This is a genomic window from Buchnera aphidicola (Brachycaudus tragopogonis) (assembly GCF_964059175.1).
In the GTDB taxonomy this organism is placed as follows: Bacteria; Pseudomonadota; Gammaproteobacteria; order Enterobacterales; family Enterobacteriaceae; genus Buchnera; species Buchnera aphidicola_BM.
In genome coordinates, this window is sequence record NZ_OZ060418.1 from 497077 (window position 1) to 519802 (window position 22726).

A 22726-nucleotide genomic window follows, 5' to 3' on the forward strand; every position below is an offset into this window, starting at 1 on the left:
TTATGTTTATCGTATATAGATCTAACAATCTTGATACACTATTATCAATAGCACTTGAAATTATCGAAAAAAAACCACTTCATAGTGTTTTTGAAAAAGAAATTTTTATCCATGATAATAAAATATTATTTCAATATTTAAATATATTTTTTGCTAATAAGACCGGTATTTCTTCTAATTTTAAAATCTTTCATCCTAAGGATTTTATATGGAAATTGTTTGAAAGTTTTTTATATAAAAAGAAATTAAAAAACACATTTAAAAAATCTATTATAACTTGGAAAATCATGCAAATTATAAATAAAAAAAAATTTTTTGAACATATTAATCTAAGAGGAAATAAAATAATAAAATTTAAATTTTCATTTTTAATGGCTAATATATTTGAAAAATATCTTTTTTATCGTCCTAATTGGATTAATTTATGGGAAAAAGGAAAAGATGTATCAATGCTTGAACCAAACGATCAATGGCAAATAAAATTATGGAAAGAAATTATGATACATTATCATAAGGATGATAGTTCATCTAAATATCATTTTTCTAATTTATTTTATTTTTTTCAGTCATTAAAAAATTTTAAAAAAATAAAAAAATATTTTCCTAATCGTTGTTTTATTATTTCTTCTTTTGCATTAAAACCCGCTTATATTAAAATATTAAAAAAAATTAGTATGTATATAAATATTTATTTTTTATATGTTACACCTTCTAAAAATCAAACATTAAAAAATTCTTTAATGACATTATGGGGACAATATGAATCATATTATAAATTATATATAACTAATCCTAAGAAAACAAAAGTCATTGATTGTTTTAAAAAAATTAAAAATAATAATAATTTATTAAATAATATTAAAAATAATTTAATTCAAGATAGAATCTCAAAAAAAAAAAAAAAAATAGAAGTAAATGATCAGTCAATTAATATAAATATTTGTTATAATAAAAAAAATGAAATTGAAATTTTATATGAAAAATTATTATTATTATTTAGCAATAATTCACATCTTAAACCTAGCGATATAGTTATTACTTCTTTTTCTATTCAAGATTATGTTTCATGGATTTATTCAATATTTACTTCATTTAAAAATAAAAAACAAATTCCTTTTTTTATTTCTAATCAATCTTCTAAAAAAACAGAACTAATAGTATTAGTTTTCAAAAAACTATTAAATTTGTCTAATAGTCGTTTTGAAAACAAAGAAATAATAGAATTATTTGATATACCCGAAATAGCAAATCATTTTAATATTTCTAAAGAAGAAATAAATATTTTATACCATTGGATAGAAGAAGCAAATATTCGATGGGCTATTGATGAAAAACATAAAAATAATTTGTTGTTTCCTGAAAACAAGCAAAATACTTGGTTATATGGTATTGAAAAATTACTTCTTAGTTACGCAATGAATGATACACAAAATATTTGGAATAATGTTTTATCCTGCAGTTTAATAAACGGTTCTAGAGCAGATTTAATAGGAAAATTAATTACATTTATAAACATTTTAAAAAAATGGCAAAAAAAATTATCAAAACCACGATATCTTAAATCTTGGCGCTCATTATCTAAAGATTTAATAGATGATTTTTTTTTCATCAATAAGGACATAAAAAATGTTGTTCAAATTATTCAAAAAAATTGGACAAAAATGATAGATGAAATTGTTTGTTCTAATTATAAAAATAAAATTTCTATTGAAATATTAAAAAAACATTTTATCTATCAATATAACTACATTGATAATAAAAAATTTTTACCAGGTGTAATAAATTTTTGCCATCCTTCTTCCATATGCTTTATTCCTTTTAAAATAATTTTCTTTATTGGAGCTGATAATAAAAATGTACCTAAAAAAAACAATCTAGATAATTTTAATTTATTAAATAAATACCCAGTTATTGGTGATGTTGATTTATATCAACAATATTCTTATTTATTCTTACAAAACCTTTCCTGTGCTCAAAAATGTTTTTATATAAGTTATGTTGGATATTCTGTTAAAGACGATAGTAAAATATATCCTTCAGTTTTAATTGATCAACTATTAAATTACATATCATTAAATTTTTATTTAACAGGATACAAATTTTTAAATATAAAAGAAAATAAAAAAAAAATAACTACACATTTATGCACAACATATAAAAAAGAATATTTTTATAAAAAAAAGAATATACCTAATTTTATAGATACGGTAGAAAACGTAAATTTAAAAAAAAATAATACTATACTATTAAATAGTAATCTTTTAAATTCAATTAATATATTAGATTTAATACATTTTTGGAAAAATCCAATACGTTATTTTTTTAATTATCATTTACAGATACAATTTGACTTAAAAAATCAAGAAATCAAAAAAACAGAACCTTTTTTAGTAAACACATTGGATACTTTTAAAATAAAAAATGTTTTATTAAATAAAATAATAAAAAACGAAGATATAAAAAAATTATTTGAATATTATGTTCTTTCTGGAAAATTGCCTCTGAACTTTTTTGGAACAGTATTTTGGAACAGTAAAGTTAACGAAATGCAGTTAATAGCAAAATCAGTTAATAAATACAGAACTTTTACTACAGAAAAAAAAATTAATGTACATATCGGAAAATATAAAATAAAAGGTATTTTACCTGAAATACAAAGAACAGGTTTATTGCGTTGGAAACCTACTATAATAAATTATAGTGATCGTATGGCTTTATGGATAGAACATTTAATTTATTCTATTACAGGTGGATTTGGAGAAAGTAAAATTATAGGAAATAAAAATCAAATGTGGTCATTTAATTCTTTAGATTCTAATTTAGCATATAATTATCTTTTACAATATATAGAAGGATATGTAACAAGTTTTAAAGAACCTTTACTTTTAATAAAATCAGGTGCATCTTGGCTAGATCAAATTTATGATATAAAAAATAATTTTATTAGAAACGACAATGATTCAAAAAAAAAAGCACATAAAATGTTATTATCAACATGGACAGGTAATAATTATATGCAAGGAGAAAAAGAAGATTTTTATATTAAAAACATAATCAAAAAATTAAATAAAAAAAACATAACAAAAATTTGTGAAACAGCTCAAGTATGGTTAATTCCCTTATTAAAAAATAAAAATATAAAAAAAATAGTATGAATACTCATAATATAAAAAAAATAAATATCTTTACAATGTCGATGACAGGTGTAAATTTAATCGAAGCTTCTGCTGGAACAGGAAAAACTTTTACAATAATACTGTTATATCTACGTTTACTCTTAGGTATTGGAAAAAAGCAAAAACATGTTAAAAATCTTTTAGTACATGAAATACTAGTAGTGACTTTTACCAATGCTGCCAAAGAAGAATTATATATACGCATTAAAAAGAGTATTGAAAAATTATATATATCTTGTATTAATCAAACAAGCACTGATCCTTTTTGTAATTTTTTTTTAAAAAAAATCAATGATACTAAAAAAGCTATTCACATATTAAAAACAGCGCAAAACAGTATTAATAATATTTCTATTTACACAATACATAGTTTTTGTCAACAAATATTACAATCACATACTTTTTATTTTCATTCTATTTTTAAAGAAAAAATAATTGAAAACGAAGATGAGTTATATTTAAAAGGGACACAAGATTTTTGGAGGCGTTATTTTTATAATTTACCAGAAAATATAATTAAAATAATTTATCAAAATTATAATAGTCCAGATTATCTTTTAAAAAAAATCAAACCCTTTTTAAATTTACAATCAATAAATTTTAAAAAAAATGTTACTAATGAAACATTAGTTTCTTTACATCAGAAAAATATTGAACAAATAAACTGTTTTAAAAAAATTTGGTTAAATTATTACAAAACAATATTAAAAACAATTAATCTCTTAAAAATTAATAAAAAAATATATAATAATTTTAATATTTCTAGATGGATTGATAATATTACAAAATGGTCAAAATCAATGACTAAAGATTATATAATTCCAAATTCTTTGAAATATTTTACAATAAAAAACATAAGAGAAAATATTTTAGAAAATCATTTCGTAAATCATATTCTTTTTGAAGAAACTGAAAAAATATTAAAAAAAAAATTTTCACTAAAAAATATTATTATGTTTTATGCTATTAAAAATATCCCTAAATTTGTACTAAAAGAAAAAGAAAAAAAATCATTATTAGGATTTAATGATTTATTAAATATTTTTTTAAAAACGATAAAAAAAGAAATATTTTTAAAAAATCTAATAAGTAAAAAATATCCTGCAGTCTTTATTGATGAGTTTCAAGATACAGATATTCAACAATATCAAATATTTAACACTATATACAAAAAAAATGAAAAAACGGTATTGTTTCTTATTGGAGATCCTAAACAAGCAATATATAGTTTTAGAGGAGCAGATATTTTTTCTTATTTATATGCAAAATCTAAAATAAAGAAACATTATTATCTTGATACTAATTGGCGGTCTTCAATTAACATGTCTGAAAGTATTAATGTTTTGTTTGCTCAAAGTAATAATCCGTTTATGTTTGAAAACATTCCATTTATGCCTATAATACCTGCTATAAAAAATTCAATAATGGATTTTACTATTGAAGGAAAATCACAAAAAGCACTAACATTTATTTTAAAAGATGAAAAAGAAGTTTTTTTAGATGATTATCAAGTTTGGATTTCTAAGCAATGTGCAAATGAAATCAACTATTGGCTAACTCATGCGAAAAAAGAAACAGCTAAAATTATAACGAAAAATGGAGAAAGAACTCTCAAAGCCAATGATATCGCTATATTAGTCAGAAACCAAAAAGAAGCAAGCCTTATTCAAGAAGAATTACAAAATGTTAATATACGTTCAATATATTCTTCATCTAAAAATAGTATATTTCAAACTTTTGATGCTCAAGAATTACTCTGGATATTAAAATCTGTTTTAGAACCAACTAATGAAAAATTATTAAAACAATCTAGTTCAACACATATTTTAAAAAAATTGTTATCAGAAACAAAAAATCAACTAAATAATGAACGTTTATACTTTTTAGTATCAAAATTATATGAATATTATAATATTTGGGAAAAAATAGGTATTTTTCCTATGATTCAAAAAATGATATTAGATTATCAAAAAAATTTTAATTTCACTAAAATAAATTTAGACTATCAAAAAAATTTTAATTTTTTACATATAGGAGAGTTATTACAAGAGCAATCTCAATATTTTCATGAAAAAAATTCTTTAATTCGTTGGTTCCAAGGTAAAATTTTAAAAAAAACACAATCTAACTATAATGAAAATGTTAGATATCTAGATGAATCACATGCAGTTAAAATTATTACTATACATAAATCAAAAGGTTTAGAATATCCTATTGTTTGGATACCTTTTGGTATAGATTTCAATCGAGTCAAAAATGTCATTTATCATAATAAAAATAATTTTAAAATATTTTTTGATGTAGGAGAAGATGCTGAAAAATTAAAAATAGCAGATGAAGAAAGATTAGCGGAAGATTTACGTTTTTTATATGTTGCACTTACTAGATCGACTCTTCATTGTAGTATTGGAATAGCATGCTTGTCAAAAAAAAAGATCAAAAATAGAAAATATAGTGATCTCCATCATAGTGCTTTAGGATATATAATACAAAATGGAAAAATGATGAATTACAAAAATTTATTTATTACATTAAGTAAATTAAGCAATAATAATTCAATAGAAATTAAAAATAAAACAATAAAATTAAAAACAGATATAAAGGAAAAAAATATTTATTTATCATCTAAATATAATTCTTTAAATATAAATAATATTTGGAATATCACGAGTTTTACTAAACTAAATGCAGAAAATAAATTTTTAACACATGTGAAAAATGAAAATATATCAAAAAATAAAATGATACAAAAAAACACAAAAATATTAACAATACATAATTTTCCTACAGGAAAAAAAATAGGATTATTAATTCATTACATATTAAAAAATACAAATTTTTTAAATCAAAACAATCATCATTGGTTTTCTGATGTTTTAGAAAAATATAACATACCTAAAAAATGGACTTTAACATTAAAAACATGGATTTATGATATTGTTAATACTCCATTAAAAGACAAAAAAATCTTCTTATCAAAATTAAAAAACAATACACATGTAAAAGAATTAGAATTTTTTCTATCCATTAAAAATGTTATTTCTAGTACAAAATTAAATAATATTATTCAATCTTTCGATACAATATCTATAATGTCTCCAAAGTTTTCTTTTAATCCTCTCACAGGAATATTAAAAGGAATTATTGATTTAGTTTTTTTCGCAAATAATAAATATTACATATTAGATTATAAATCTAATTGGTTAGGAAAAAACAATAGTTTTTATTCTACAAAATGTATAAGAAAAGAAATGATAAACCGTCGATATGATGTACAATATCAAATATATACCGTAGCTATACATAAATATTTGCAAAAAAAAATAAAAAATTATAATTATAAAAAAGATTTTGGTGGTGTTTTTTACATTTTTTTACGAGCTATAAAAAATCAAGAAAATAATGGAATATTTTACATTCTTCCTGATTATTCTCTAATAAAACAGTTAACAAATTTATTTTCATAAAAAATAATTAATAAAAATTAATATGATTACATTATTAAAAAAAGCTGTAAAAATAAAAATTCTTCGTCCAATTGATTTTTATTTTGCAGAATTTGTTGCGCAAAAAAATACTATTGTAATGTTAGTGGCAGCATGTGTTAGCTTTGAAAGTAAAAATGGTCATACTTTTTTACCAATTAAATATTTTGAAAAAAATTGTTTTTTTTCTAGTATGGATAAACAATTTATAAAAAAAATTTTAATTTCTTTAGAAAAAAAAATCAATTGGTCTGTAGAATTATTAAAACATGAATCTGTAAGCAATGGTTCTTACGTTACACCTCTAATCTTATCTAAAAATAAAATATATCTTTATAAAATGTGGAAAGCTGAAAACAGTATTGTAAAATATTTATATAAAAAAAATAAAGAAAATAAAGTCAATTTCAAAAAATGCTCAAAAATATTAGATGATTTATTTCCTGAAAATATTAGAAATACACAAAAAATAGCAGTAGCACTTACTTTAATTAATAATATAACATTTATTATGGGTGGACCAGGAACTGGAAAAACTACTACTATATTAAAAATAATTATTGCATTAATTAAAAGTTCAGAAAAATCAATTAAAATTCAATTATCTGCACCTACAGGAAAGGCAACAAGACGTTTAACTGAAATAATAAAAAATAACATTTTTGATACTCACCTTCTTCAAAAAGAAAAAAATTATCTTCCATCTAACGCTGTAACTATTCATCAATTGTTAGGAATTGAAAAAATATCACAAAAAAGTTTTTTTAATCAAAATAATTTACTCGATTTAGATGTATTAATTATTGATGAAACATCAATGATAGATATTTTAATGATTGAAAAAATATTTAACGCTGTATCAAAAAATACTAAATTAATTTTTATAGGAGATCACAATCAATTATGTCCAATAGAATCAGGATCTATTTTAAAAAATATTTTTTATTATACTAATAACGGATTCAATTATAAAACTCTATCAATCCTTAAAAAAATTACAGGATATAAAATATATGCTGAAAAAAATAAAATAACAACTGATATTATCAGCAATAATATATGTATATTAAATAAAAACTACAGATTTAATAAAAATTCAGGCATCTATATTTTATCGAACGCCATACATAATGAAAACCAAGACGTGATAAAAAATTTATTTAAAAATTCTATTAAAAATATTTTTTTTGACGAAACTAATACTATAAAACAATATCAACAAATGATTGAAAAAATCACTTTAGATTATACAAATTTTTGGAAGAAAATTAACACAAAATCGACAATGCAGGAAATAATAGAAACATTTCAAAATTATCAAGTATTGTGTATATTACATGATGGTCTATTTGGTGTAAAAACATTAAATAAAAAAATAGAAGAAAATATGCATCAAAAAAAAATGATTCAATATTTCCATATTAATAATCAATTATGGTATATAGGAAAACCTATTATGATTACTTCTAATGATACAATACTAGATGTATTTAATGGTAATGTAGGTATTACTAATGTCAATAATCAAGGTTTATTACAAGTTTCATTTTTAAAAGAAAAAAATGTAATTCAACATATTCCTATAAATGTTTTAAAAAATTATGAAACAGCTTGGGCTATTACTGTACATAAAGCACAAGGTTCTGAATTTATGAATACATCTTTAATACTACCAAATTTTTATTCAAATGTTTTAAATAAAGATATTTTATATACTGGTGTTACAAGATCTCGGAATAAATTAAATATTTTTTCTAATAAAGAAATTTTTATGAAAACTATTCTAAAAAATGCAAAAAAAAACAGATTTACATAATATTTTTTATTATATCTATATATATTTTAAAAAAAATAATTTATACTTATTTATATTAAAATATATCAATCATTAAAATTTTAGAGCGCCGTTGATAATTATACATTTTCTTTTTACTTTCAGGTAACATTTCCACGTCTACTAACATAAAACCTCGCTCTTGAAACCAATGAATACTTTTAGTTGTTAATACAAAAATTTTTCTTAAATTCATTTCTTGAGCATGAATTTTGATTCTTTTTAACAATACATCTCCTCTAGAAGAATTCCGATAATCAGGATGAACTGCTACACAAGCCATTTCCCCTATTTTTTCTTTTAAAAAAGGATATAATGCTGCACAAGCAATTGTTAAGTTATCACGTTCAATAATAGTAAACTTATCAACTTCTATTTCTAGTTGTTCTCTTGATCTACGAACTAAAATACCTTTTTTTTCTAAAGGTCGAATCAATTCTAATATCCCTCCAATGTCATTAATACTAGCTCTTCTTATTTTTTCTGCTGATTCCATTACCATTTGTGTACCAATACCATCACGAGAAAAAAGTTCTTGCAGTAAAGCTCCATTTTTATGGTAACTAATTAAATGACTACGATTAACTCCTCTTTTACAAGCTTTTATTGCCCCTCTTAAAAAACGAACAGTAGAAGAAATATAATCACCTTTTTGTTCTAATTCATTAATTTTATGTTTTATATCATCAGGAAGTAATTCAGAAATAATTTTACCTTCATGATCTATTACTCCTTGTTTGCTACAAAAACCTATCATTTTTTCTGCTTTTAATTCAATACTTACTTGAGTGGCAATTTCTTCAGAAGTTAAATTAAAACTTTCTCCTGTTACAGACACGGCTACTGGACCAATTAAAACTATAGCTCCATTTTTCAATTGACAATCAATTGCTCTTTTATCAATTCTTCTAATTCGACCACTATGACAATAGTCTATACCATCGTCTACACCTAATGGTTGTGCAATAATAAAATTACCACTTACTACATTAATATTAGCACCTTGCAGAGGAGTATTACTTAAACTCATTGATAAACGTGCTGTAATATCAAGTTGCAATCTTCCTGCTGCTTGCTTTACTTGTTCTAAAGACGCTAAATCAGTAATACGTGTATATTTATGATATATAATTTTAATATTTTTTTCATTTAAATTAGCATTTATTTGAGGGCAAGAACCGTAGACAACAACTAAACGAATACCTAAACTATGTAATAATCCTATATCATTAATAATACCATAAAAATTTCCATATTTAATTGCTTCACCACCTAACATTATTACAAATGTTTTTCCTCGATGAGCATTAATATAAGGAACACTGTGACGAAAACCCTGAACTAATTCAGTAGTACGTTCTTTCATGACAATCCTCTTGCATTTTTACTGCAACCTATATATTATTTTTTATACATGCTATTTATTATATTAAAAAATAAAATCAATAAAAAATGTTAATTAATATAAAATTTTGGAAGGTTTTTGAAAAAGATGGGATTTAAAAAATAAAAAAATTTAAATTTTTATTGAATGTGAAAAATTACAATTGGTTGCGGGGGCTGGATTTGAACCAACGACCTTCGGGTTATGAGCCCGACGAGCTACCAAGCTGCTCCACCCCGCGTCTGTAGTATTTTATAGTACACTGTTATTAAAAAAATAGCAACCCTTTTTTACTAGATTAAATATTTTTTATTCAAATATAGAAAATATAAAAAAATATCTGTAATTTAATTATTTATAATAAAGATAAAAAAATGAAAAAAAAAATAGTTATAATATTTTTAAGTATATTTTCTATATTTATAATTTCTTGTAAAAGTCAAACAACAAATCAAGGACAACAATATAAAAAAAAATTTAAAAATGATTTAACAGAAATACGAAAAATAAATATTAAAAACCAAATAATAAATTCAAAAGCGTTGCTTATTCAAATTAAAAAAATTAAAGTATCATCACCACGTTTGTATTTTAAAAATAAAATTATTTATCAAGCAATTGAAAATTGGTTAAAAACAAAATCTAATATCAATGACTTTTATAAATTTGGGATACATTTATTTCAAATGAAAGGTGTAGATAACTATGGAAATGTCAAAATAAGTGGATATTATACTCCCATAATAAAAGCTAAAAAACATCAACAAAATAATTTTATATATCCAATATATTCAACACCTTATAATGTTAAAAAACATAAACTCTTACCCAAAAGAAAAGAAATATACAATGGAATTTTAGATAAAAAATATATTTTAGCTTATAGTAATTCTTTAGTAGATAATTTTATAATGGAAATCCAAGGTAGTGCATTTATAGATTATGGAAATAATCAACCATTAACTTTTTTTAGTTATTCAGGCAACAATGGATGGCCTTATAAAGGAATCGGTCAAATTTTAATTAATCGTGGTGAAATACAAAAAAAAAATATGTCTATGCAAGCCATTAAAACCTGGTGCAAAAAACATACAATAAAAGAAATAAGAAATTTATTTGAAGAAAACAAATCTTTTGTTTTTTTTAAAGAAACTAAAAAAACAGAAGTATATGGTGCGAGTGCTGTCCCACTAATTGAAAAAACATCAATCGCAGTAGATAATTCTATAATAAAAAATGGTAGTATAATTTTATTACAAATACCTTTACTTAATAAAAATGGTATATTTATTAATAAATATGAAATGCGTCTAGTTATTGCTTTAGATGTAGGAGGTGCTATTACAGGTCAACATTTTGATGTTTATGAAGGAATCGGTGAAAAAGCTGGAATATTAGCTGGTTTTTACAATCACTACGGATATGCTTGGATATTGAACAAAAAATAATAAAAATTATAACTATTAAGACAATATAAAAAAATGAAAAAAATTGAATCAGGAATTGTAGCTAAAAACGCATCTATTGCTATTATTATTGCTAGATTTAATGAATTTATTAATAAAAATTTGTTATCAGGCGCATTAGATACATTAAAAAGAATAGGTCAAGTAAGTACAGAAAATATTTTAAAAATATATGTTCCTGGAACATATGAAATACCAGTTGTAGCGAGTTATATCGCCAATTCTAACAAATATGATGCTATTATTGTCATAGGAACTATTATTAAAGGCAAGACTGATCACTTTAAGTATATTGCTAGTGATACTACTAGTAATCTTTCAAAAATTAGCACTCAGTTTTTCATACCTATTACATTAGGAATATTAACAACAAATAGCATTGAACAATCAGTTGAAAGAGCTGGTACAAAAATGGGTAATAAAGGTTCTGAAGCGGCTTTAGCAGCATTAGAAATGATTAATATTATGCAAGATTTAAAAAAAACACTATAATGTTAAATATAGTGCATCAAAGATCTATCTCAAAAATTTGACTATAAATTATGAAATATACTGAATTTGAAATCATATCTAAATATTTTCAACGAAACCAAAAAAAAAATTTAAATGAAATAAAAAAAGGTATTGGAGATGATAGTGCTTTAATAAAAATAAAAAATAATAATATTCTTGCAATTAGTACAGATACATTAGTTGAAGGAACTCATTTTTTTAAAAATATTACCCCTAAAGATCTTGCCTATAAAACAGTAGCAGTAAATATTAGTGATCTAGCTGCAATGGGCGCTCATCCCAAATGGACAACATTGTCCATTACACTTCCTAAACCTAACAATATGTGGCTAGAAGAATTTAGTAACAGTTTTTTTAATACTTTAAAGCAGTATAACATTGAATTAATTGGTGGAGACACCAATCGTGGCCATTTAAGTATAACATTAAGCATTTATGGATTGATAGAAGAAAAAAATGCATTACTAAGAAGTAATGCTAACATAGGAGATTTGATTTACGTAACTGGAAATCTTGGTGAAAGCGCTGCAGGACTTTTTTTATTACAAAAAAAAATATTTATAAAAAATTTAAAAATACGCAATTATTTAATTAAAAAACATCTTCACCCTATTCCTAGAATTTATGAAGGAATAAAACTCAAAAAAATTGCTAATGCAGCAATCGATATATCAGATGGATTAATTTCTGATTTAAATCATATATTAAAAAATAGTCAATGTGGAGCAAACATTAATATTAATAAATTACCAATTTCTACAATTTTAAAAGAAAATTTTAAAAGAAAATATTACTTAAATTGGGCATTAAATATAGGGGAAGATTATGAGTTATGCTTTACAGTATCAAAAAAAAATGTTCCAAAATTAGATGTAGTGTTGAAAAAATTTTCAATAAATTGTACATGTATTGGGTACATTACACCCATTGAGCAAGGTTTCAATTTATTCTATAATAAAAGAAAAATCCTTTTTAAAAAAAAAGGATTCAATCATTTTAGTTAAAAATTTATAAAAAAATATATATATTTGGTTAAATAATGAACGATATATTTTACATGAAAAGAGCAATAGAAATTAGTAAATTAGGAGAATTTACGACGTCACCTAATCCAAATGTAGGATGTGTGATCGTAAAAAATAATATTATTGTTGGAGAAGGATGGCATGAAAAATCAGGGAAACACCATGCGGAAATTAATGCATTAATAATGGCTGGAACAAAAGCACAAGGAAGCACTGCTTATATTACGCTTGAACCATGTAATCATTTTGGAAAAACTCCTCCTTGTTGTAATGCGCTTATTAAAGCAGGTATAAATCGTGTTGTAATATCTAATATAGATCCTAATCCTAAGGTTTCTGGTAATGGAGTTTCATTTTTAAGAAAACACGGTCTTTCTGTAACAATAGGAATATTATCAAGAGAATCAAAAAAATATAACAAAGGTTTCTTTAAAAGAATGAAAAGTGGATTGCCATGAATAAAACTTAAATTAGCAATGTCAATAGATGGAAGAATAGCTATGAAAAATGGTGAAAGCAAATGGATTACTTCAAAATATGCACGACAAGATGTACAAAAATTTCGAGCAAAAAGTTCAGTAATTCTAAGTAGTAGCTCTACTGTTTTAACTGATAATTCTCTATTAAACGTAAGATATAAAGAATTTGATAAACATACATTATCTATTTTTCCCAAAAAGATTTTTCAACAACCTATAAGAGTAATTATAGATAGTAAAAATCGTATTACACCATCGCATAAAATCATTCAGACTAAAGGAAAAATTTGGTTAATACGAAAAAAATTAGATCAACATGTATGGCCTAAAAATATCACTCAAATTATAATGAAAGAAAGCAGTAAAAGAATTAATGTTTTATCTATTTTTAAATTATTAGGAAAATCTGAAATAAATAACGTATGGATAGAAGTTGGAAGCACTTTGTCTGGTTTTTTACTTAATAAAAATTTAATTGATGAACTTATTATATATGTCGCTCCTAAAATGTTAGGACATGAAGCAAAACCATTATGTATGCTTCATAAAAAACTAAAATTAGTTCATTCGCTTAAATTTAATTTTCACGATATTCGCAAAATAGGGCCTGATATACGATTAACATTATTACCTAAAAGAAATAAAACTATTATATAATCAAGAGAACTTTTATCTTATGAAACCATCTTCTCGACGAAAAGCTCGTGCATGTGCTTTACAAATGCTATATTCTTGGGAAATATCTCACAATAATATTAAAGAAAGTGCAATTCACTTTTTAAAAGAAAGAAACCAAAAAAATATTGATATTGTGTATTTTTATGAATTAATTATAGGTATTACATGTGATTGTAAAAATATAGATAATTTAATGAAACCTTACTTATTTAGATCATTAAAAGAACTAGGGCAAATTGAAAAAGCAATTCTTAGAATTTCATTCTATGAATTATATAAGAGAAGTGATATACCCTATAAAGTATCCATCAATGAAGGGATTGAATTAGCTAAATTATTTGGTTCTGAAGACAGTCATAAATTTATTAACGGTGTATTAGACAAAGCTGCGTTTAAAATAAAATATAATAAAAAAATATTATAATTTAATTTTTAAAAAATAGTTTATATACAAAATATATATATTTTATTACTTTTGCAACCAATAAAATATTTGATTATAAATACCCTCCTCATCTAATTGATAATCATGTCTAATTTCTTTCTGATTTCCTTGTGGAATAAATATGTCTGGTAATCCAATGTTTAAAACTGGTAAAAAAATTTTTTTCATCATAATAAATTCATTCACAGCACTTCCGGCTCCACCAGAAACAACACCTTCTTCGAGAGTAACAAAAAACTGATGATCAGAACATAATTTTAATATCATACATTGATCTAAAGGCTTAACAAAACGCATATCGATTAATGTTGCATTTAAATTATTTGCAGCAAAAAAAGCATTTTGTAATAAAACACCAAAATTTAAAATAGCTATTTTTTTTCCAAATCTTTTTATAAGCGACTTTCCTAAGGGAATTTTATTCATTGGTTTTAATAACACACCTATACCATTTCCTTTAGGATATCTGACTACACTGGGACCTTTATTATACATATAACCAGTATAAAGCATTTGTCGACATTCATTTTCATTACTAGGAGTCATAATTATGATACCAGGAATACACCTTAAATAAGCTAAATCAAATATTCCTTGATGAGTCTGTCCATCACTTCCAACAATCCCTCCTCTATCAATAGCAAATAAAACAGATAATTTTTGCAATGCAACATCATGTATAAGTTGATCATACGCTCGTTGTAAAAAAGTAGAATAAATAGACACAACTGGTTTATATCCACTAATTGCAAGACCAGCAGCAAAAGTAACAGCATGTTGTTCAGCAATAGCAACATCAAAATATTGATTGGGAAAGAGACGAGAAAATTCAACCATACCGGAACCTTCACACATTGCAGGAGTAATAGCTATTAATTTCTTATCAAATTTAGCAATTTCACAGAGCCAAGAACCAAAAACAGCTGAATAACTAAGTGATTTTGAAACAATTGAATTACATGAAGATACAGAATGCCATTTTATAGGATCTAATTCTGATGGAAGATGACCTTTCCCTTTTTTTGTTACAAGATGTAATAAATAAGCACCTTTTTCATCTTTTATTTTTTTTAATATATTAATAATAGAAAAAATATTATGCCCATCAAATGGGCCTAAATATATAAAACCTAAATTAGAAAAAATTGAATTAGACGCAATAAAATCATCTTTAATATTTTTATTTTTAAAAAAAAGATTTTTTTTTCTATTTTTTTTATTGTATTTTATTTCTCTTAAAACTTTTAAATGATTATTTAGCGCACCTACATTTTTTGAAATAGACATTTGATTATCATTTAATATAACCAATAAATTAGATTTAGCTGCTCCGGCATGATTCATTGCTTCAAAAGCCATACCTGCAGTCATAGCACCATCGCCAATAATACAAACAGTTTTCCTATTTTTACCTTCTTTTTCAGCTCCAATAGACATTCCTAAACCTGCACTAATAGAAGTAGAAGAATGACCAACACTTAATGCATCATATTCACTTTCTTCTCTACACGGAAAAGGATTTAATCCATTTTTTTTTCTAATATTTTTAATACATTCACTTCGTCCAGTCAATATTTTATGAGGATATGCTTGATGCCCTACATCCCATATTAAATTATCAAATGGTGTATCATAAATATAGTGTAATGCTACAGTAATCTCTACCACGCCTAATCCAGAAGCAAAATGTCCTTCAGAAATAGTTACAACATCTAATAAATATTCACGTAATTCAATGCATAATTGAGGTAACTGTTCAACCGATAAAAGTCGTAATTTTTCTACTGAATCAGCTAAGGATAAAATTGGATATTTTTTAAAATTAAAATTCATCAGACACTCATTCTTAAATTTATTCAATACGTTTAATTATAAATTGTGTTAATTTCTCTAATTTATTAATATTAAAATCTTTTTTTAAAACATCTAACATAAGAAATGCTTGTTCATATAATTCTTTTATTTTGTTTTTTGATTTTTTTAAATCTAAAATAGATAGATAATTTTTTTTTAATTTTCCATTATATTTTTGATGACTTTGTACTTTTTTAGTATCTTTTTTAAAATCTAATATATCATCTTGAATTTGAAATGCTAACCCAATAGAATTTGAGAAACGATCTAATATTGATAATACAGACTTAGAAGTATTATTTGAAGATAAATATGCTAAACGAACGGAAGATCGTATTAAAAATGCAGTTTTATATAAATTAATAGTTTCTAAATCACATAAATTAATTTCTTTTTTTTCTGATTCTAAATCTAATATTTGTCCCATACACATACCAGAAGCACCAATAGAATCAGATAACTCAGAAATCATTTTAACACGCTTAGAATCACATACCCCTGGCATAAAATTTTTTGATAAAATATAAAATGCAAGACTTTGTAAAGCATCCCCTGATAGTAAAGATATACTTTCATTATATTTTATATGACAAGAAATTTTTCCTCTTCTAAAATTATCATTATCCATGCATGGCAAATCGTCATGAATTAAAGAATACGCGTGAATACACTCAACTGCGATAGATATTGTATCTAGTGTAATCATATTTACTTTAAATATATCTCCAGTTGCATATACTAAACATGCACGTAATCTTTTTCCACCTGAAAATATACTATATTTCATAGCCTGTAAAAGATTAGATTCTTGAAAAGGTAATTTATTTAACGTATAAGATAATTTTTGATTTATACGATTTTTATAAATATTATATTGATTTAAAAAATCCATTTTTGAATACCTGTAAAATATGAGAATATTATAAAATATTAAATGTATTAAAAAAATAGTAAATCTGCACTACATATTAAATATTATCTTTTGCAAAAAAAACTAAATGTTAACCATAAAAAAATAACAAAAACTTCAAATAAAAACATCTCTGAACTTCTTAAAAAACTAAATAACCATCCACTAAAAATACCACCAAATGATATACCTAAAAACTGACTAGTAGAATAAATACTCATTATACTACCTTTAAAATTGTATAATTTTTGTTTATTTAAATGAGAGGGGAGAAAAATTTCAAGAAAATTAAAAGATATAAAAAAAACTTGTAAAGCAATGATTACAAATAATAAATTATTTTTAGCCTCTATAAAAATAATACTTGAAAGTAAAAGTAAAATAATACAAATTTCAATCATATTTTCTAAAATATATTTAAATCTACAGTAAAATATAAATAAAAATAAAATTAAAAAAGAAATTAATATGGTAATAAAATATAATTTCCAATGATTATTTAAAGGAAATCCAGATAGTTCTAATTGACCTGGTATAATCATAAAATTCATCATTAATAAAAAATGTAAAAAAAATATACCAAGATAAGATCTAAAAAACACTTTATTAAAAATAAATTTTAAGACTTGTGGATTTAAAATATTTTTATTATTCCGTGAAACAGAATTAACTCTATCAGGAAAAATAAAAAATACAATTATCATACAAATAATAGAAAAAAAAGAAGATATCCAAAAAATAGAAAAAAAATTAAAATATTCTACAATTAAAGGTCCAGCAATCATAGATATTAAAAAAGAAAAAGCAAAGCTTATACCTATTAAAGCAATAGCTTTAACACGATTTTTTTCTCGAATTAAATCAGATAAAAAAGCCATACATACACCAGAAATAGCTCCTGAACCCTGTAAAAATCTACCAACAATTAAACCCCAAATAGAGTGCACATTAGCAGATACAATATTACCTATAAAAAATATCAAAAGACCTAGTATAATAATTTTTTTTCGACTAAATTTATCAGATAAAATTCCGAATGGAATTTGAAATATTACTTGAGAAATACCATATATACCTATTGATATACCAATTAAAAATTTGTTTCCACCATCTAAAAGCATACCATATTTACTTAATATAGGAAGAATCATAAACATACCTAACATACGCAATAAAAATATTATGCAAAAACTTAATGTTACTTGTAATTCTAAAAAGTTCATTTTATAATTTTCCATATTCAATTTTTTATTAAATATTAATTTTTAATTTAAAATACATTTTTCAAAAAACAATGAATACTAAAAATAAACATTTATACACATATAATGAAATTGAAAAAGACAAAGAAGGATATTTAAAAAAAACAAAAGATTGGAATATAATTTTAGCAAAAGAAATTGCTATGAAAGAAAATATTAATTTAAATTCTGATCACTGGAAAGTAATCATCTTTGTAAGAAAATTTTATTTACAATTTAATATCACACCATCTATGAGATTGCTTATTAAAAGCATTAAAGAAGAGCTAGGAGAATCAAAAAGTAACAGCATTTATTTATTTAAACTTTTTCCTAAAGGACCAGCTCAACAAGCTAGTAAAATTGCAGGCATACCAAAACCTGTAAAATGTTTGTAAAAAAATTTTTTATAGAAAATTTAAAATAAAAAATCTATGGATAGAAAAAAATTAAATAAAACAACTACGACAATAGAAAAATAAAATAATTTACTTGCATTTTCTTTATTATTATATTTTTTAATATTTACACAGGCTAAAAACAGCCAATAAAAATGAATTATAGAAGATAAAAATAAAAAAGTATAACTTACATAATCTAAAAATGTTAATAACATACTAAAAAAAATAAAATTAATAATATAATAAAAAATATGTTTTTTAGTTTTTAAAATACCTTTAATTACAGGAAAAACAGGGATTTTAGCTTGTTTGTAATCTTCTATTCTTAATATAGCAATAGCATAAAAATGAGACATTTGCCAAAATATAAAAATAATAAATAATAAAAAAGAACATATATCTATGGCATCAGTAACAGCTGTGTATCCAATTAAAGATGGAGTAGAACCTGAAAAACTTCCAATCAATGTTGAATAAACTGTTCTACGCTTACATAGCAATGTATATATAATAACATAAACAAAAAAACCCAAAAATGATAAAATCATAGTGAGACTATTTACTAATATTCCTAATATAGATACACCGCACAATCCTATAAAAAAAGCAAAAATAAATACTGATACAGGAGAAAGTATTCTTTTTGATAATACTCTTTGACTTGTACGTTTCATTTTTTTATCTATATCGCAATCAATTAAATTATTAAAAACACAAGCAGAAGCAATAACTAAAGATGTACCTAAAAGAGTATAAAAAAATAAAAAAAAATTAAATATGTTATGACTTGATGCCAATAAAAAACTACCTGAAATTAAAATAATATTACCAATAATAATACCAGGTTTAGTTATCTCTAAATAATACTTGAACATGAGTAAAATATCTTGAATTAATGTAAAATCATATGATGATTTAAATTAAGCATGATCCATACAGAACCAAAAACTATAATAAAAATTATTATCATAATAAATAATAGCGTAATAATGTTCCATTGCCCTTCTATAGTATAAAAATTTAAATGTAAAAAAAATAGAAAATGAAGAATGATTTGAGCAATGGCGCATAAAAAAATAATAATATAATTTATTTCATTAGAAAATATTTTTTGCATAACTACAAAAAACGGTAAAACTGTTAATACTATAGACAACACAAAACCTAATAAATAAGATTTAATTTCTTTATCAATATTGAACATAATAAAATGTTGCATTAAAGAACTCCATTTAAATATACCAAAGTAAAAACACAAATCCATATAATATCTAAAAAATGCCAAAATAAACTAAAACATAAAATTCGAGTACAAACAGAATTAGTCAAACCTAATATTTTAATTTGATAAATAATTGATAGTATAAAAATTAAACCGAAAAAAATATGAATTCCATGAGTTCCTACAAGAGTAAAAAAAATAGAAAAAAATGCATTTTGATCAGGACCAAAACATTTTTTTATAAGTTCGTAAAATTCATTGATTTCCATAAATAAAAAAATAAATCCTAAACAAAAAGTTATTATTAAACATGAATATATCATCTTAATATTTTTTTTATTCATACTTATAATAATAAAACCACAGGATAAAGAACTTAACAATAACAAAAATGTTTCTAATAAAATAGAATGTAAATTAAAAATTTTACTACTAATTAAATCAATAGATATACTAGAAGAAATAATTGCATAAACAGCAAATAAAACTGCAAACATGATGCAATCACTCATCAAATATATCCAAAAACCAAATAATTTATTATTTCTTGATTTATAATTTTCTACATCAAAATCAACTTTTGAAAATATATTATTCTTTTTCTGATCTATCATTTTAAACCTGCTTTTCGAATATTTTCCCAATACTTACACTCAATTTTTTTTATATCTGCTACTGATATAGTATATTCATGATTTTCATTAATACTTTTTGCAATTAAAGTAATAACAATCGCAAAAAAAGATACAAAACATAACCAAGTAATATGCCATACTGCCGAAAAACCAAATAATAATGAAAAAATACTTATTAAAAAACCTAATCCTGTATTTTTAGGAACATGAATATCATGATAATTAGTATAATCAATCATTTTTTGTATGTGATGAACATCTTTGTTTTTTTGTTTGTTTTTCCAAAAGTGATCTCTATCCTTAATTAAAGGAATAATAGCAAAATTATATATTGGAGCAGGTGAAGAAACAGACCATTCTAAAGTTCTGCCATTCCAAGGATCTCCAGTTAAATCTAAATTATATTTTCGATCTCTGATTGAAATAAAAAATTGTATTATTTGGCATACTATTCCAATTCCAATTAAACAAGCTCCAATAGCAGCAATACATAGTAAAAAATGAAATTCAGAATCAATATTCTGACTTAAACGACGAGTCATACCCATTAAACCTAAAAAATATAAAGGTAAAAAAGCAATTAAAAAACCGATAATCCAAAACCAAAAAGCACGTTTTCCCCATTTTTCATTTAAAATAAATCCAAATAGTTTAGGAAACCAATAATTAATACCTGCAAAACAACCAAAAACTACTCCACCAATAATAACATTATGAAAATGTGCAACTAAAAATAAACTGTTATGTAAAATAAAATCAGCAGGAGGAACTGATAGCAATACACCCGTCATCCCACCAATAGAAAAAGTTACTAAAAAACCTAATGTCCATAACATGGAAGAATGCATAACAATACGACCTTGATACATTGTAAACAACCAATTAAAAATTTTTACTCCAGTAGGAATCGCTATAATCATAGTAGTGATTCCAAAAAAAGAATTAATATTTGCCCCAGCACCCATAGTAAAAAAATGATGAAGCCACACAATAAAAGATAAAATAGTAATTGAAAAAGTAGCCCATACTAAAGATACATAACCAAATAAACGTTTTTGAGAAAAAGTTGCTACTATTTCTGAAAATACTCCGAATACTGGCAGTACTAAAATATAAACTTCTGGATGACCCCAAATCCATATTAAATTGACATACATCATTGCATTTCCACCTAAATCGTTAGTAAAAAAATGAAAATTAAAATAACGATCTAAAGTTAATAATATTAAAGTCATAGTTAAAACTGGAAATGAAATAACAATAAGAATATTTGTACATAAAGAAGTCCAGGTAAAAACTGGCATTTTGAAAAAAGACATACCAGGAGCTCTCATATTTAAAATTGTTACTAAAAAATTAATTCCTGTTAATGTTGTTCCAATACCAGAAATTTGTAGGCTCCAAATCCAATAATCAACTCCCACACCCGAACTATATTGAATACCAGATAAAGGAGGATAAGCCAACCAACCTGTTTGTGCGAATTCTCCTATTCCTAAAGATAAAGTAAGTAACACTGCGCTACTAGCGTTTAACCAAAAACTTAAATTGTTTAAAAAAGGAAAAGCTACATCACGTGCTCCAATTTGAAGCGGTACAACTAAGTTCATTAAACCTATTACAAGAGGCATGGCTACAAAGAAAATCATTATTACACCATGTGCTGTAAATATTTGATCATAATGATGAGGTGGTAAAAATCCTTTATAACCAGATGATGCTATAACCTGTTGTGTACGCATAAGCATTGCGTCAACAAAACCTCGAAATAACATAATAAAAGCAAGTATCCCATACATAATAGATATTTTTTTATGATCTACTGTAGTGAACCATTCAGACCACAGATAATTCCATTTTCTATAATACGTAATACCTAATACAAGAGATAATGCAATAATAATAATACCAATATAAGTAACCATTATAATTGGTTCATGATAAGGTATAACGTCAAATGTCAATTTTCCAAACATTT

16 protein-coding genes, 1 tRNA gene and 1 pseudogene are annotated in these 22726 nt (G+C 23.5%); 9 read left to right on the forward strand and 9 right to left on the reverse strand.

Annotated elements, in window-relative coordinates:
• Positions 1 to 2: 2 nt before the first annotated feature.
• Genes AB4W64_RS02330 through recD form a run of 3 tightly spaced genes read left to right on the forward strand, consistent with a single transcriptional unit; the run spans position 3 to position 8477 of the window.
• Positions 3 to 3155: an exodeoxyribonuclease V subunit gamma gene (locus AB4W64_RS02330; RefSeq protein ID WP_367677890.1), complete on the forward strand. Its 3153-nt coding sequence runs from the start codon at positions 3 to 5 to the stop codon at positions 3153 to 3155.
• Positions 3152 to 6643 (forward strand): exodeoxyribonuclease V subunit beta, encoded by a 3492-nt coding sequence (gene recB, locus AB4W64_RS02335; RefSeq protein ID WP_367677891.1) that lies wholly within the window; start codon positions 3152 to 3154, stop codon positions 6641 to 6643. Before AB4W64_RS02330 ends, recB begins: the two co-directional genes overlap by 4 nt.
• Positions 6644 to 6665: 22 nt before the next feature.
• Positions 6666 to 8477, forward strand: a complete 1812-nt coding sequence (gene recD, locus AB4W64_RS02340; protein WP_367677892.1) for an exodeoxyribonuclease V subunit alpha — start codon at positions 6666 to 6668, stop codon at positions 8475 to 8477.
• 55 nt (positions 8478 to 8532) lie between these two features.
• Here recD and argA read toward each other — a convergent pair whose 3' ends face one another.
• Entirely contained in the window at positions 8533 to 9861 is a 1329-nt protein-coding gene (gene argA / locus AB4W64_RS02345; protein WP_367677893.1) for an amino-acid N-acetyltransferase, read from the reverse strand.
• A 182-nt stretch (positions 9862 to 10043) separates the two neighbouring features.
• Positions 10044 to 10120 (reverse strand) — tRNA-Met (locus tag AB4W64_RS02350).
• A gap of 133 nt (positions 10121 to 10253) precedes the next feature.
• Here AB4W64_RS02350 and mltA point away from each other — a divergent pair.
• The 5 genes and pseudogenes from mltA to nusB all read left to right on the forward strand — a co-directional run bounded on the left by mltA (position 10254) and on the right by nusB (position 14464).
• The gene (gene mltA, locus AB4W64_RS02355; protein ID WP_367677894.1) at positions 10254 to 11327 is read left to right on the forward strand and encodes a murein transglycosylase A; all 1074 of its coding nucleotides are present in this window, start codon (positions 10254 to 10256) and stop codon (positions 11325 to 11327) included.
• A gap of 33 nt (positions 11328 to 11360) precedes the next feature.
• Positions 11361 to 11837: a 6,7-dimethyl-8-ribityllumazine synthase gene (gene ribE, locus AB4W64_RS02360; RefSeq protein ID WP_367677895.1), complete on the forward strand. Its 477-nt coding sequence runs from the start codon at positions 11361 to 11363 to the stop codon at positions 11835 to 11837.
• A 50-nt stretch (positions 11838 to 11887) separates the two neighbouring features.
• Positions 11888 to 12862 carry a thiamine-phosphate kinase gene (thiL, locus tag AB4W64_RS02365; RefSeq protein ID WP_367677896.1) on the forward strand — a complete coding sequence of 325 codons (975 nt, stop codon included), beginning with the start codon at positions 11888 to 11890 and terminating at the stop codon, positions 12860 to 12862.
• 53 nt (positions 12863 to 12915) lie between these two features.
• Positions 12916 to 14019: pseudogene (gene ribD / locus AB4W64_RS02370) on the forward strand (bifunctional diaminohydroxyphosphoribosylaminopyrimidine deaminase/5-amino-6-(5-phosphoribosylamino)uracil reductase RibD).
• A 19-nt stretch (positions 14020 to 14038) separates the two neighbouring features.
• Positions 14039 to 14464, forward strand: a complete 426-nt coding sequence (nusB, locus tag AB4W64_RS02375) for a transcription antitermination factor NusB (RefSeq protein ID WP_367677897.1) — start codon at positions 14039 to 14041, stop codon at positions 14462 to 14464.
• Positions 14465 to 14509: 45 nt separating this feature from the next.
• Here nusB and dxs read toward each other — a convergent pair whose 3' ends face one another.
• The 3 genes from dxs to AB4W64_RS02390 all read right to left on the reverse strand — a co-directional run bounded on the left by dxs (position 14510) and on the right by AB4W64_RS02390 (position 18472).
• Positions 14510 to 16318, reverse strand: a complete 1809-nt coding sequence (gene dxs, locus AB4W64_RS02380; protein ID WP_367677898.1) for a 1-deoxy-D-xylulose-5-phosphate synthase — start codon at positions 16316 to 16318, stop codon at positions 14510 to 14512.
• Positions 16319 to 16337: 19 nt separating this feature from the next.
• Positions 16338 to 17231, reverse strand: a complete 894-nt coding sequence (gene ispA / locus AB4W64_RS02385; protein WP_367677899.1) for a (2E,6E)-farnesyl diphosphate synthase — start codon at positions 17229 to 17231, stop codon at positions 16338 to 16340.
• A gap of 83 nt (positions 17232 to 17314) precedes the next feature.
• Positions 17315 to 18472 carry an MFS transporter gene (locus AB4W64_RS02390; protein ID WP_367677900.1) on the reverse strand — a complete coding sequence of 386 codons (1158 nt, stop codon included), beginning with the start codon at positions 18470 to 18472 and terminating at the stop codon, positions 17315 to 17317.
• A gap of 71 nt (positions 18473 to 18543) precedes the next feature.
• Here AB4W64_RS02390 and AB4W64_RS02395 point away from each other — a divergent pair, with 71 nt between their 5' ends.
• A complete protein-coding gene (locus tag AB4W64_RS02395; protein WP_367677901.1) occupies positions 18544 to 18888 on the forward strand; it encodes a TusE/DsrC/DsvC family sulfur relay protein in 345 nt (114 codons plus the stop codon).
• Between the two features lie 20 nt (positions 18889 to 18908).
• Here the strand turns inward: AB4W64_RS02395 and cyoE are convergent, their stop codons facing one another.
• The 4 genes from cyoE to cyoB are packed head-to-tail and all read right to left on the reverse strand — an operon-like array spanning position 18909 to position 22724.
• The gene (gene cyoE / locus AB4W64_RS02400; RefSeq protein WP_367677902.1) at positions 18909 to 19766 is read right to left on the reverse strand and encodes a heme o synthase; all 858 of its coding nucleotides are present in this window, start codon (positions 19764 to 19766) and stop codon (positions 18909 to 18911) included.
• Positions 19767 to 19783: 17 nt separating this feature from the next.
• A complete protein-coding gene (gene cyoD / locus AB4W64_RS02405) occupies positions 19784 to 20110 on the reverse strand; it encodes a cytochrome o ubiquinol oxidase subunit IV (protein WP_367677903.1) in 327 nt (108 codons plus the stop codon).
• On the reverse strand, positions 20110 to 20727 hold the full coding sequence (cyoC, locus tag AB4W64_RS02410) for a cytochrome o ubiquinol oxidase subunit III (protein ID WP_367677904.1): 618 nt from the start codon (positions 20725 to 20727) through the stop codon (positions 20110 to 20112). The genes cyoD and cyoC overlap by 1 nt, the downstream gene beginning before the upstream one ends.
• Positions 20724 to 22724 carry a cytochrome o ubiquinol oxidase subunit I gene (gene cyoB, locus AB4W64_RS02415; protein WP_367677905.1) on the reverse strand — a complete coding sequence of 667 codons (2001 nt, stop codon included), beginning with the start codon at positions 22722 to 22724 and terminating at the stop codon, positions 20724 to 20726. The genes cyoC and cyoB overlap by 4 nt, the downstream gene beginning before the upstream one ends.
• Positions 22725 to 22726 lie beyond the last annotated feature (2 nt).